Source organism: Sphingobacterium sp. HMA12, from assembly GCF_002933815.1.
Classification (GTDB): Bacteria; Bacteroidota; Bacteroidia; order Sphingobacteriales; family Sphingobacteriaceae; genus Sphingobacterium.
Genome location: NZ_BEYR01000001.1, coordinates 2,401,535 through 2,414,093, shown reverse-complemented (window position 1 = coordinate 2,414,093; position 12,559 = coordinate 2,401,535). Strand labels below are relative to the sequence as shown.

The 12,559-nt window shown below is 41.3% G+C and carries 12 protein-coding genes; 8 read left to right on the top strand and 4 right to left on the bottom strand.

Annotated features, from left to right (window positions below):
• Positions 1-193: 193 nt before the first annotated feature.
• From HMAT_RS10435 to HMAT_RS10420, 4 genes are read left to right on the top strand one after another with little or no spacing between them, the layout of a single operon-like run.
• Entirely contained in the window at positions 194-1,045 is an 852-nt protein-coding gene (locus HMAT_RS10435; protein ID WP_104382644.1) for an ATP-binding cassette domain-containing protein, read from the top strand.
• Positions 1,029-1,844 (top strand): hypothetical protein, encoded by an 816-nt coding sequence (locus HMAT_RS10430; protein ID WP_158655767.1) that lies wholly within the window; start codon positions 1,029-1,031, stop codon positions 1,842-1,844. The genes HMAT_RS10435 and HMAT_RS10430 overlap by 17 nt, the downstream gene beginning before the upstream one ends.
• A 1-nt stretch (position 1,845) precedes the next feature.
• Entirely contained in the window at positions 1,846-2,229 is a 384-nt protein-coding gene (locus HMAT_RS10425) for a GntR family transcriptional regulator (protein ID WP_104382642.1), read from the top strand.
• Complete coding sequence (locus HMAT_RS10420; protein WP_104382641.1) at positions 2,226-3,071, top strand: hypothetical protein; 846 nt, start codon at positions 2,226-2,228, stop codon at positions 3,069-3,071. Before HMAT_RS10425 ends, HMAT_RS10420 begins: the two co-directional genes overlap by 4 nt.
• Positions 3,072-3,155: 84 nt before the next feature.
• Here the strand turns inward: HMAT_RS10420 and HMAT_RS10415 are convergent, their stop codons facing one another.
• From HMAT_RS10415 to HMAT_RS27245, 4 genes are all read right to left on the bottom strand, one after another.
• On the bottom strand, positions 3,156-3,908 hold the full coding sequence (locus tag HMAT_RS10415) for a DUF1080 domain-containing protein (RefSeq protein WP_104382640.1): 753 nt from the start codon (positions 3,906-3,908) through the stop codon (positions 3,156-3,158).
• 13 nt (positions 3,909-3,921) lie between these two features.
• Complete coding sequence (locus HMAT_RS10410) at positions 3,922-5,232, bottom strand: Gfo/Idh/MocA family protein (RefSeq protein WP_104382639.1); 1,311 nt, start codon at positions 5,230-5,232, stop codon at positions 3,922-3,924.
• A 46-nt stretch (positions 5,233-5,278) separates the two neighbouring features.
• On the bottom strand, positions 5,279-6,316 hold the full coding sequence (locus HMAT_RS10405) for a LacI family DNA-binding transcriptional regulator (protein ID WP_104382638.1): 1,038 nt from the start codon (positions 6,314-6,316) through the stop codon (positions 5,279-5,281).
• 294 nt (positions 6,317-6,610) lie between these two features.
• Positions 6,611-6,787: a hypothetical protein gene (locus tag HMAT_RS27245; RefSeq protein ID WP_199768589.1), complete on the bottom strand. Its 177-nt coding sequence runs from the start codon at positions 6,785-6,787 to the stop codon at positions 6,611-6,613.
• A 510-nt stretch (positions 6,788-7,297) separates the two neighbouring features.
• On the opposite strand from HMAT_RS27245, the gene HMAT_RS10400 reads away from it, so the two are divergent.
• The 4 genes from HMAT_RS10400 to HMAT_RS10380 all read left to right on the top strand — a co-directional run bounded on the left by HMAT_RS10400 (position 7,298) and on the right by HMAT_RS10380 (position 12,425).
• On the top strand, positions 7,298-8,146 hold the full coding sequence (locus tag HMAT_RS10400; RefSeq protein ID WP_104382637.1) for an RteC domain-containing protein: 849 nt from the start codon (positions 7,298-7,300) through the stop codon (positions 8,144-8,146).
• A gap of 261 nt (positions 8,147-8,407) precedes the next feature.
• Positions 8,408-8,716: a helix-turn-helix domain-containing protein gene (locus HMAT_RS10390; RefSeq protein ID WP_013632691.1), complete on the top strand. Its 309-nt coding sequence runs from the start codon at positions 8,408-8,410 to the stop codon at positions 8,714-8,716.
• Between the two features lie 87 nt (positions 8,717-8,803).
• Positions 8,804-10,246: a DUF3945 domain-containing protein gene (locus HMAT_RS10385; protein WP_104382635.1), complete on the top strand. Its 1,443-nt coding sequence runs from the start codon at positions 8,804-8,806 to the stop codon at positions 10,244-10,246.
• Between the two features lie 94 nt (positions 10,247-10,340).
• Positions 10,341-12,425 carry a type IA DNA topoisomerase gene (locus tag HMAT_RS10380; RefSeq protein WP_104382634.1) on the top strand — a complete coding sequence of 695 codons (2,085 nt, stop codon included), beginning with the start codon at positions 10,341-10,343 and terminating at the stop codon, positions 12,423-12,425.
• Positions 12,426-12,559 lie beyond the last annotated feature (134 nt).

Sequence of the window (12,559 nt, the reverse complement as noted above, 5' to 3'; positions counted from 1 at the left end):
TTTGTTTATATTCATGATTTTAGATACTTTTATATAAAGTATTTGTTTTCTTTTTTCTTCGTGAATTTGGGTTTTATAGGAAGTACGCCATCGATCCCCTTAAACTTTGAGAGCGTTATTTTTTTTTTAATAATTTTTGGAAACTTGGGAAATTAGTATCTATATTAGTGTATTAATTTAATAATACAGTAGTATGATTACTATCCAAAATCTAAATTTCAGTTATAGTAAATCCAGGCCACTCTTTCTCCATATGGATCTCACATTGAAGCAGGGTCATATTTACGGATTACTTGGAAAGAATGGGGCGGGCAAATCTACTTTGCTTAAGAATATGGCCGGATTGGTATTTCCCGTTTCGGGGCATGTCGAGGTGCTGGGGTATAACCCAAATCGACGGGAACCTTCGCTGTTGCGGGAGATCAGTTTTATTCCTGAGGAGTTCTATTTGCCAGCGGTAAAGTCGGAACAATTTTTAAAAGCCAATGTTGGTTTTTATCCAAATTTTGACCGGGAATATTTTTATCGCCTGATCAATGAGTTTGAAATTCCGGTAGAACAAAAGTTGGCGGAGATGAGTTATGGCCAGAAGAAGAAATACATTATTTCCTTCGGTTTGGCTTCCAATACGAAAATCATTATCATGGACGAACCTACAAATGGTCTGGACATTCCTTCTAAAGCACAATTTCGTAAAATTATGGCTTCGGCTATTACAGACGACCGTTGTGTAATCATCTCTACCCATCAGGTGCGTGATCTGGATAATTTGATTGATGCGGTCATTTTGCTTGATGAGCATAAGGTTGCGTTGAATGCACCTGTTAACGTGATTACCGATAAGCTCTGTTTCAAAAAGATGAAAGAACTGTCTTTTGATGTGCTCCATGCGGAAGAGGCACTTGGAGGTTTCAATGCGATACTTCCAAATACACTCGGGGAGGATTCCAAACTAGATCTAGAGTTGCTGTTCAATGCCGTATTGTTGCAGAAGGAAAAAATCACAAATCTTATTAAAGTCGATGAATATGTCAAACCTATTTAATACAACTCGTTTTTTTGCGCTGATCCGCAGGCAATGGATCAGTTTTGGACGAATTTATCTGATGTCGGTAGGGGTGATAGCAGGTATTATATTTTGTTTTTATGCTTTCAATATCGGTGCAAATTATAATGATATAAAAAATGAATCTGCCCATGTTTATTCGGTGTTGAACTTTAGATCACCGTTGTTTTGTGTTTTAGGGATGTTTTTCGCGACCGTAATCTCGAGCAGCTATTTTGCCGATCTCGGAAGCAAGACAAAAGCAATTTTTGAATTGATGATACCGGCCTCCCGACTGGAGAAATTTCTGGTGGGGATTTTCTATACGTTGATCGTTAGCATCAGTTCTTACTTATTGATCTATTACCTGATCGACTTGACCTTTGTCTCTTATTTACGCGGTTTTGGTCCAGCTGTAAGAACCGAGATGAATTCGCTTGGTGAGCAGGTCACCGTGGATTTTTGGCAATATTATTTTAATGTGGATTATCCCAGGGGAATTTATTATTTATGTTTTTTACCATTCTTATTGAGCGCGATATTTTTACTGGGCGGTATTGTCTTTAAGAATTATCAATATATCAAAACGGCAATCTCACTTGTTCTTTACTGTGTGATCTGGATGTCTTGCTTTGTGTACCTGATGAAAACGCAGACGGAGAACACCGTGCAGCGTATGGATGATAATTATTGGTCAGATGTCTATCACATTTTTGGTTTAATCACGGTTGCAGGAATCGTGCTCACGGTGATATTCTGGGGGCTTGCCTTTTTAAGGCTAAAAGAGAAGGAGATTTAATATGGAATTTAATGCCAACAAAGCGATTTATCTACAAATTGCAGAATATGTATGTGATCATATTTTAATGGAGACCTGGAAAACGAAGGACAAGGTGCCATCCGTACGGGAATTGGCGGTTCAGCTGGAGGTCAACCCCAATACAGTTATGCGGACATACGATCTATTGCAGCAGAAGGAGATCATCGCGAATAAACGCGGGATTGGTTTCTTCCTGACCGAAGATTCTGTCAAGAACGTTAAATCCTACCGGAAGACCATTTTTTTGGAAGAGGATCTTCCACCTTTCTTTCGGAATATCTATTTATTGGAAATTGGTCTAAGTGAATTGGAACAACGTTACAGACAGTTTGTTGAACAGAATTTTAATCAAAATGAATCATGAAATTAAGTACTAAATTATTGATAGGGCTCGCAATAATCCTTTTTGTCGTTCCAACATTGGTCGCCTCTTATATTGTCCGGACCAATCGGGTAGATACAAATGTTTATCATGCGGAGATGGACAAAGAAGTGTCAAGTGCAGATGCAAAGGATGTTTATTTTCGATCCTTCCCATTGGGGAAATTTGACAAGCTTCAGCTACTCGGTTCGGATGCGAGAGGGATAAATCTGTACCTGGTAAAAAGCGATAAGTTTCTGGTAAAGATCAATAAGAGCCAGGCTGATTTTGTAAAGTCAAAGGTGGATGGAGACGGTTTCCTTACTCTGGATTTTTTGGAAGGCGGTGATAGATATTACAAATCAGTTTATGTTTTTGCGCCGGATCTGAGCCTATTAAAATTGCAAAATGCTGGTGTGAATGAATTCTCGGCGAAGCTGGATAAAATTACCATTGTCGGTGATAGCATTGAAAGTTTTTCATTAAGTGGAGAAACTGCTATAAATACGCTTAATTTGATTTTGACAAATTCGCATATAGACGATTTTGGGTACCGCGATGACAAAAATACGGCGCCTGTCAATCATTTATTCGTTGAGGCGACGAATACGATGCTGGGATTGCCGCGTGTTGATTACAAGACGGCTCATATTCTTGCTAAGAATTCGGAGATCTATTTCAATAGAAAGGGGGATAAATCCAAAGTTGATGTGTTGGATATCACAACGGAAGGGGGGTCTTCTGTTCGGTTGGATAGCTTGCAGTGGAACACATTGCGGGGAAATCTATCAAATGACACGAAAATAGATTTGCCCGTGCATGCGCTAAGGGGTCTGATCAAATAGCAAGATTTTCTAATTTTGTTGTAGGTATCTAGTAGAAAAGGTCAACATTCCGATTGAGGGAGTGTTGACCTTTTTTATTAACGATTATGGGGTGATGCTTGCTGCAACTTGTTGATCACTTGTGACACCGGGGGGCAGTTCGATGAGTTTGAAATTACGGAAGTGAATCTCTGATCCCTCAGATTCAAGGCAGAGGTAGCCTTTTTTTACAGTTGAATTTCGCAGGCCATTGACGAATTTTCCATTGACCGCTAATTTAACCGTGCCGTCAATACATACAATGGTGTATTTGTTCCATTCGCCTTTTCCCTTAGCTCTATTTTCAATGGACTTGCTGCGTGTGCCTCTGGGATTGTCCGGAACTGTAGTGACGCCGCCTACGCCAAAAAGCTCGCCGTGTACATAGGCGATCGGTGCCTGTTTTCCATCCATAAGGTTTTGATTTACCCAGTCTAATTCGAGCATTTGTACTTCGACGCCTCCGGGAAGTCTACCCGAAGGGTCGGGCTTGGCGTCTGACCAGACGAAAATTCCTGAATTACCGCCTGCATACTGGTGGTTCCATTCAACCTCGATCATAAAGTTTTCGTACTGCTTTGTGGATCGTACAACACCGATTGGTTTTCCTTTGCAAATGAGCAAATCTTTTTTGATAAGCCAAGTGTCCGGATCCGTATTGACATTGATCCAATGTATTGTTTTCGAGTTTTTCTTATTCGATATCCAATCTTCCCATTGGATTTCCTGGCCAAAATCGAATAAGGTTTTGGTTTGCGCTATGAGCTTGCTATTGTTAAGCAATAAGATGCTGAAAATCGTATAAATGAGTCTTTTCATCAGGTTTTATTGCTTAACTAAATTTCGTCTTCCCCGGTATGGCAATTGGCGGACCATCAACATTGAGTTCCCAATTATAGGAAGCTAATTCAGGGCCAAGATTTTCTTTTGAATTCATTACCTGGTCAAATGTCAAATTTTGTCCTGTATAACCGGCCATCCTTGCCCAGATCGCCAAGAGGGTACTGTTGCTCATCCACTCGCCATCGTTGATTGGTTTGTTGCGTCGTATTGATGCAAACAACTCATCATGTTGTGTTTGGTACATGTTGTTTTTTGTACCAGTGTAGTTCCAGTCTACTTTCCCGGATATGGTATGCTTTCCGCCGATCACAACCTCAGCGAGTCCCTCAGTTCCGAGCATGCTTACCGAGTTTCTTGGCGTGGTTCCGGCTTGTTGTCGACAGAAGTGCGTTCCGATTGCGCCATTTGCATATTTAAATTCAATTGCAAAATGATCATAGATATTTCCATACTTTGGATCTATGCGGACTTGTCGGCCACCTGTACCCATTGCGGAGATGGGCATAACATCACCCATTGCCCAAGACATCATGTCTAGACTATGTACCGCCTGTTCCACAATAAAATCGCCTGAAAGCCAGTTGTAATAAAACCAATTCCTCATTTGCTGCGTCATTTTATTCCATTCTGGGCGAGGTTCGATATAAGTTGCTTCGCCGCCATAACGAAATGTGCTGACTGATTTTACCTCGCCTATTGCCCCTTCCAGTACTTTGGTGAATGTCGCCCGGTTTGGTAGATCGTAGCGAAAACAAAAACCAGATACAAGTGATAAGTTTAATTCCTTAGCTTTTTTTACCGATTGCTGGACGCTGTGTAATCCGGGGATATCGACCGCCATCGGTTTTTCACAGAAGATATGTTTTTTTGCTTGAACGGCAGCTTTTAAATGAAGCGGTCTAAATGCCGGGGGTGAGGTTAACAATACGACATCCACATCGCTATTGATGACTTTTTCATATGCGTCGAATCCCAAAAATTTGCTTCCTTTGTCTATTTTTACTTGTTTCGGGCGAACCTCCATTAAAGCGGCGTAAGATTCATCCATGCGATCCTGAAAAACATCGGCCATTGCAGTAATTTGACAGTTTGGGTCGGCCTGCAAAGCTTGAATGGCTGCGCCGGTACCCCTGCCGCCACAACCTATTAATCCTACTTTAATAACCTGATCTTTGGATTGATCCGTAAAGGCTAATAGGGTGGAGGTTGGTAGTGATGTCCCGAGTGCAATAATACTGGATTTTTTCAGGAAGGACCTTCTTGAATTGTGTTCTGGGTGGTTATCGGAATGACGTGGCATTTTTATGTTTTATGGTTATAAATGATTGTAATAAGGTTAAATTTTGTCAAAAAGCAGAGGTTGATTTTCGGTGTTCTATTTGGCAGTCCAAAAAATAAGTCTCAAATTCAAAATAATTTTTTTTGTTTCTCTTTTTCAGCATTTCAAGTAACAGTTCCACTGATTTATCAGCCATGAGGCGTGTGGGCTGAGTAATCGTTGTCAACGATGGGTTCAGGCTATTCGCAAAGGGTGTATTACTGAATCCGATTAAATTCATGTTTTCAGGAATCTTCACCTTAAGCTTATTTAAAATATGTAAGACCTTTAATGATAAAGTGTCAGTAGTAGATAAAAGTGCGTCTGGAGGAGATGGACTGTTTAATAAAGCGCTTATTTTACGTTCGAGTTCCTCATCAATATCATCTTTAGGGCTTGAATAAGATATTTCAACAATATTATCTTGGTTGTAAGGAACCGAGCTGTTAAAAAGGGCATCTTTGTAGCCTTTAATTCTAGTGGCATTTCCTCCGATATCTTTACAGAGCAATAGCATAATGTTTTTGCGTCCATTTTTTATCATTTCCGCCGTGGCTTGATAAATCACTTTGTTATTCTGTATACCAATTTTAAAGGTGTCAAGTTGGTGATTTATTCGATCAAATATAATAATCGGACATATTTGGTCCATGATGTAGATTAACAGCGATAGGCTGGAATCATTTTTTACCGGGGAAATGATAATGCCGTCGATATTACTTTGCACACAGAGTTCTAACGCCTCCTTTTCTTTTTTCTCATCGTTGAAGGTTTGTAGTAGGATTAATTGATAATTTGTTTGCGATAAAATAAGAGAGATTTCTTCGTAAAAATCAAAGAAGAACGAACTGGAAATAAAAGGGACGATAATGGCCAGTGTATTTGAACGTCCTGTTTTTAGGCTTTTGGCGGAAAAATTGGGTATATAGTTAATCTTTTGGGTGTAAGCTAGTATCATTTTTTTTGTTTCCGCACTGATTTCATGACTATCATTAAGCGCTTTGGAAATAGTTCCCGGTGACAGGTTTAATTGCTTTCCAATCTCTTTTAAGGTGACTCTTTTCATGTTCTCTTTCCTCTCCGTTTCTTATAATCGTTCCCGTTCCATTCACTATGGAATAGAGATCGAATTATTTTTACGCATGCTACTTAGCAGGTCTAATTGTATTCAGATGATGAATTATTAAATTATAAAGATAAGATAAAAAAAAGGTTTTCAAATGGAGATTGTAAAAACCAATAGTAATCCCCTAAAAAAGGTTTATTTGAAGAATTTGGTACAGCCGGGAGAGGGAAGGCTGGAGACTGGCTACGATCCATGCGGGATATTTCCGTTTTGGAAAAAATAATGTATCCCTGTTTATTCTTTGGTTCCGCCAAAAAGCTTACTAATTAGCCATATGATAAGGGTTACGACAACAACGACGATAAGTATGCCGGTCCAGACACCAGCTTTAAAGATGCTTTCTATGACTGAGCAGCTCGTCATAAGTAGAAATGTACTTAATATCAGGGTAAAAGGCAATATTCTTTTCATAATGGGTCTTTTAATTATTTATCTTTTATGTAGTAACGACAATTTAAAGCGTAAATAGTTTGTAATATATCTAGCATATTTGATGCTTTTTTTTGATTTCTGCACATCCCTGAGCCTCCGACGGATCGAACCCGGTCGGCCCTTCGTTCAAATCCTAATCCCCTTAAACAAAAAAAGCTAATCTTGCGATTAGCTTTTCTAAGTGAACCCGCTGGTACAGAACTCGAACTCTTTTTTGGAAGATTTAAGACGATTAAATCAACTTAAAGACAGTCCGTACCAATCTGATATATTCGTGGAAAAGGTTAATCAACCTAAACCTAAACAGCTTCAAATTTCGACAAAGGTAAACAAATTGAAAAGATGACAATGGCTTTTCTCCGAAAATTTCAATGTGGTCTTCAAAAAAAATCTTTCCCGACTTCGACCTGTATCATGAAAGAAACTCATTGCTAAGGACAATATTTGTGCATAAATAGTGATAGTGTTCAGTTTTAAAAAATCTTAGCTATGAGACATCCTTTGAACAACATTGTGGCTGAAATCCAAAAGCAAGAGAGAAAGCTGTCAGCCGAAACATCCAGTTTCATTGACGAAGCATATAAGATGACGGTATACCTCCAAGAGTTGTTAAGTACCGTTAAAGATGACGTAATAAAAGACGGCTTTTCCAGTAAGGATGAGGAAATCCAATTTTTTAAACAGGTAAAGCCGAACATCCTCGGAAAACTTATCTATTACAATAAGGTGTACCGCATTGAAACGGCTTGCCCCGTGGGTAACGGAAACCTGTATCAAAACTATTTCGCTTTGCAACTGCGTGACTTAAAACAGGAATACACCGAGCATGTCTGCAATTCTGAATTTTACAGGTACTTCCGTTCCGGCAGAACCGACCGTGACGGAAATTATTTCACGTTGGGAAACATCAATTATTATGACGGGCTGAACAGCTTTGTATTTGAAATCGACCCCAAATTTTCAACCTACTTTGATTATAAGGTGGCGAAAATCATAGCCAACGAATTAATCTATAATTACCTGACGACTAAACTAAACCCCGAACAAAATCCCGATGTATTGCTCCAACACGAGGAAACAAAAGATTTTTTTTGGACACAGACAAAAAATGCCCTTATCGAATTGATTTATGCACTCTACGCCTGCGATGCCATTTCACATGGTAAAATAGGCATCCGCAAAATAAGTATGGTATTTCAAATCCTGTTCCGCATTTCGCTGAATGACATACACAACAGCTTCCATAGAATGAAAACCCGTGCAGGCTCACGGACATTGTTTTTAGACCAACTGAAATACAGTCTGGAGAAATATATGGACAGGGAAGAAAGCCTGTAATTGTTATCTTATCTTTCCGGTATAAGGACAGCATCAAACGGTGCTGTCCTTTTTTTGTGCATTTGCCGATATGTGTCTATCGGCAAATGGGTTGGATAGGACACCAAGTGATTGACCAAAAGTGCTGAAATCCCCTAAAAACAGCACTTTACACAATTTGTAAAAAAATGAAAAAAGTGCTTTTTTGATACATACGTATCGGATGACAGCCTCCGCCAATCGCTCCAATTTTGTAGTGTTAAATCATTAAAAAGTATTGCTATGAACATCGACAGAATGGAATTTATCGCTTGGATGGAACGTATCATGGAACGCTTCGACATTTTGAAAGAATACGTCCTCAACATCAAGAAAGAACGCCACAGTATAGACGGCGAGGAACTTTTGGACAACCAAGACCTGCTCCTCATGCTGAAAATCAGCCATCGTTCCCTGCAACGCTACCGCTCCACAGGGAAGCTACCGTATTACACCATCAGCGGAAAGTTGTACTACAAACTATCGGATGTACACCAGTTCATCAGGGAGAGTTTCAAAGCCCCTATACGGCGTACAAAAGAAAACCGATGACAAACCCTACCACGTGAGGACGAATACGGCTATGCCGTATCTGCTTCACCTACATTCGGACAATGTAAACTTTAAAAAATCAATATCATGAGCGAACAAGCAAACGAAAATCCACAGCAATATCCCGAACAGCTTTCGGATGTGCTATTGGTGATGGACAAGGAAAAAAAGACCATCCAAGCCGTCGCAGGTGTTGACGAAAACGGCAATCTGAAAACCGTAGATGCCAACAAGAAAAACCAAAACCAATTTATGCGAGTGGACAGAGCCGGAGATCTGTTTACAAATTTCTTCTCCAACTTTTGGCGACAGCTAAAAGACCCGACCCACTTTTCATTCTTTAAAGTACCTGCAAATGAAGCGGTCGATACTGCCAAACAGATACAGAAACAGGTCGATACCCCGACCAAAGAGGGTGAAGCCGTCATGGCAAAGCATGAGGTCAAAGAGCCAAAAGAGAAACAGCAGGAAACCAAAAAGGATGTGGAAGTACCACAGGCAACACCCCAAATGCAGGAAGCAGAGGAAAAAAACGATCATCGCTATAAAGCGGAAGACGTTGACTGGAAAAATTTAGAGCAATTCGGGGTAAACAAAGAACGACTTGAAAAAGACGGACAGTTGGACTTGCTATTGAAAGGCTATAAAACCAATAAAGTCTATCCGACAAGTTTCAATTTCGGTTCGGTTATTATGCGCTCGGAGGCACGTCTCGGTTTCCAAGACGGTGAAAACGGGAAACCTGTACTTATGATGTATGGTGTCCGCCATGAGCCAAACCTCCATACCCCTTTCTTTGGTCACGAATTTACCAAAGAGGACAGGGAAAACCTGCTGAAAACCGGAAACATGGGGCGTGTAGTGGAATTGACCAACCGCAAAACCGGAGAAAAAATACCGTCCATTATCAGTATAGACCATCTAACGAATGAGGTTATCGCATTCCGGCAGGACAGGATAAAAGTACCCGATGAGATTAAGGGCGTAAAGCTGACCGATGACCAAAAACAGGATTTGAAAGATGGGAAAGCCATTTATTTGGAGGGGTTGGATTTTAAAAACAGTACGAACAAAAATGCCTATATACAGTTCAACGCCGATAAAAAATACCCAGAGTTTCTTTTTGGCGATAAAGCACCCAAGCAAACACAGGAACAAGACCCGAAATATTACCGTGGTAAAACGTTCTCCGATGAACAGTACAAGCAACTTACGGATGGCAAAACTATTTATGTGTCGGATTTCAAAGATGGGCAAGGACATCCGTATAAGGGGTATGTTACATTGAACAAAGAAACGGGAGGCTATAATTTTAGCTTTAAAAACCCCAATGCGTTGAAAAATAAGGCACAGCCTGCCGAAGCACACAAAACACAGGTAGGCGTAAATTCCGAGGGAAAGACCAACGAGGCGACAAAGAACATCAGAGAGCCATTGAAACCGGAACAACAAACGCCGAAAAACAAAACCCAACAGCAACGGCAGAACAACCCCAATGCTCCGGCTAAATCCAAAGGGGTAAGAAGATAATACCATCAAAAAACATTTTTCTTTGGAAATCCCCTCTCACAGAATACGAGGGGTTTCTCAAAGAGAAATGTCCAACACTTAATCCATTAGCATTATGAAAGCAATCATTGCAGAAAAGCCAAGTGTGGCAAGGGAAATAGCTACCTTATTGGGAGCGACCGAAAAACGGGATGGCTACCTAACGGGAAACGGGTATGAAGTTACGTGGGCATTGGGGCATTTGGTCGGACTGGCGATGCCCGAAGATTACCGGGTGTCGGGCTTCCAACGTGAAGCCCTGCCCATATTGCCCGACCCTTTTTTACTGACGGTACGAAAGATAAAAAAGGACAAAAGCTATGTTCCCGATAGCGGAGCATTGAAACAGTTGAAAACCATCGAACAGGTCATCGGTAGATGCGATAGTATTATCGTGGCCACCGATGCCGGACGTGAGGGCGAACTCATCTTTAGGTACATCTACGAATACCTAAAATGCCGTAAACCCTTTGAACGTCTATGGATAAGCTCGTTAACAGAAAAAGCGATTAAACAGGGTTTTGACAGCCTAAAAGCCGGAAGCGATTTTGACGGGCTGTACAGAGCCGGACAAGGGCGAAGTAGAGCCGATTGGCTTGTGGGTATCAATGCCTCGCAGGCGTTGAGCATTTCGGCAGGTCGTGGCGTGTACTCGCTCGGACGGGTACAAACGCCAACGCTTACCCTTGTCTGCAAGCGGTATTTGGAAAACAGGGATTTTGCCATCAAAAAATATTTCCAAATCCAGTTGGAACACCGCAGAGAATTTGTGGACTTTAAGAGCCTTTCAAAGACCAAATGGGATGACAGAAAACTTGCTGACGATACGCTGAAATCTATCCAACGTGCCGGAACGGCTACTGTTACGGCAGTCGAGAGCAAAACGGTTACGGAGCAACCGCCTTTGCTATTCGACCTTACGGGATTGCAGAAAGAAGCCAACAAAAGAGCATCCTATACCGCCGAGGAAACATTGAACATTGCCCAAAGCCTTTACGAAAAGAAGTTTATCACCTATCCACGTACAGGGAGCAAATATATACCCGAAGATATGTGGTCGGAAATCCCTGCACTGATTAGGAATTTGGAGGCAAGGGCTTCGTGCAAAAAGGCTGTCGGGAAAGTGAAATGGGGGCGTTTCAATAAACGTATCGTGAACGATGTAAAAGTAACAGACCACCACGGTCTGCTGATTACCGAAAAAATCCCGTCCGAACTGTCCGCACACGAAAACGTCATATATGATATGATTGCGCACCGCTTACTGGAAGCCCTTTCATCTGCCTGTACTAAAGAAATAACCGACATCGGATTGCAGGCTTTACACTGTGATTTCACATTGAAAGGGTGCAAAATCCTCGAAGCCGGATGGCGTGGTATCAAAGAAAAATTTGCAGATGACGACAGCGAGCCTGTACAGGAACTGCCGGAATTAAAGGTCGGTGATGAACTGAAAATCAAAGAGGCTTCCGTACTGGAAAAGAAAACCAAACCGCCCGTACTTTACACCGAGGCAGGTCTGTTGTCCGCAATGGAAAATGCCGGAAAGGAAGTGGACAACGAGGACGAACGCAAAGCCCTAAAAGACATCGGTATCGGCACACCTGCCACAAGAGCATCCATTATAGAAACCCTTTTTAAAAGGGATTATATACGGCGAGAAAAGAAATCGCTAATCCCTACCGATAAGGGGTTGCAGGTTTACGGGGCTGTCAAGGACAAAAAGATTGCCGATGTAGCCATGACAGCCGAATGGGAATTGGCGTTGCAAAAAATCGAGAACAACGAGACAGATGCAGATGCTTTTCACAGGGATATGGAAGCCTATACCACTTCCATTACACGGGAGATTTTGGATATGAGCATTGCCAAAGAAAAGCAACCCGAACTGACCTGCCCCAAATGCAAGAGCCATCAGTTATTGATGTGGAATAAGGTTGTAAAATGCCCTGATAAGGGGTGCAGTTGGCTTCAATTCCGTACCGTGTGTGGAGTGCCTTTGAGCATTGCCGATATAGAAAGCCTCGTGACCAAAGGTAAGACCAATCTTATCAAAGGCATGAAAAGTAAGTCGGGCAATAAATTTGATGCCTATATCGTCATGGACGATACAGGCAAAGTGTCTTTTGAATTTGAAAAGCGGAAACCCAAAAGGAAATAAAAGCCAATGTTTCTGAACGGCATACAGCGTGAGGGATAGAAGCGACATCCTTTTGTGGTCCTTTCAGATCCACAAAAGATATAGCGGATAGCCCGACCCGTCTGCATTACTGCTATTGCCTGTTGTGCGGTGGT

Excerpts from the sequence above, each read along its gene's own strand:
- HMAT_RS10435 (WP_104382644.1), top strand. The coding sequence starts at position 194 with ATGATTACTATCCAAAATCTAAATTTCAGTTATAGTAAATCCAGGCCA.
- HMAT_RS10430 (WP_158655767.1), top strand. The coding sequence starts at position 1,029 with ATGTCAAACCTATTTAATACAACTCGTTTTTTTGCGCTGATCCGCAGG.
- HMAT_RS10425 (WP_104382642.1), top strand. The coding sequence starts at position 1,846 with ATGGAATTTAATGCCAACAAAGCGATTTATCTACAAATTGCAGAATAT.
- HMAT_RS10420 (WP_104382641.1), top strand. The coding sequence starts at position 2,226 with ATGAAATTAAGTACTAAATTATTGATAGGGCTCGCAATAATCCTTTTT.
- HMAT_RS10415 (WP_104382640.1), bottom strand. The coding sequence starts at position 3,908 with ATGAAAAGACTCATTTATACGATTTTCAGCATCTTATTGCTTAACAAT.
- HMAT_RS10410 (WP_104382639.1), bottom strand. The coding sequence starts at position 5,232 with ATGCCACGTCATTCCGATAACCACCCAGAACACAATTCAAGAAGGTCC.
- HMAT_RS10405 (WP_104382638.1), bottom strand. The coding sequence starts at position 6,316 with ATGAAAAGAGTCACCTTAAAAGAGATTGGAAAGCAATTAAACCTGTCA.
- HMAT_RS27245 (WP_199768589.1), bottom strand. The coding sequence starts at position 6,787 with ATGAAAAGAATATTGCCTTTTACCCTGATATTAAGTACATTTCTACTT.
- HMAT_RS10400 (WP_104382637.1), top strand. The coding sequence starts at position 7,298 with ATGAGACATCCTTTGAACAACATTGTGGCTGAAATCCAAAAGCAAGAG.
- HMAT_RS10390 (WP_013632691.1), top strand. The coding sequence starts at position 8,408 with ATGAACATCGACAGAATGGAATTTATCGCTTGGATGGAACGTATCATG.
- HMAT_RS10385 (WP_104382635.1), top strand. The coding sequence starts at position 8,804 with ATGAGCGAACAAGCAAACGAAAATCCACAGCAATATCCCGAACAGCTT.
- HMAT_RS10380 (WP_104382634.1), top strand. The coding sequence starts at position 10,341 with ATGAAAGCAATCATTGCAGAAAAGCCAAGTGTGGCAAGGGAAATAGCT.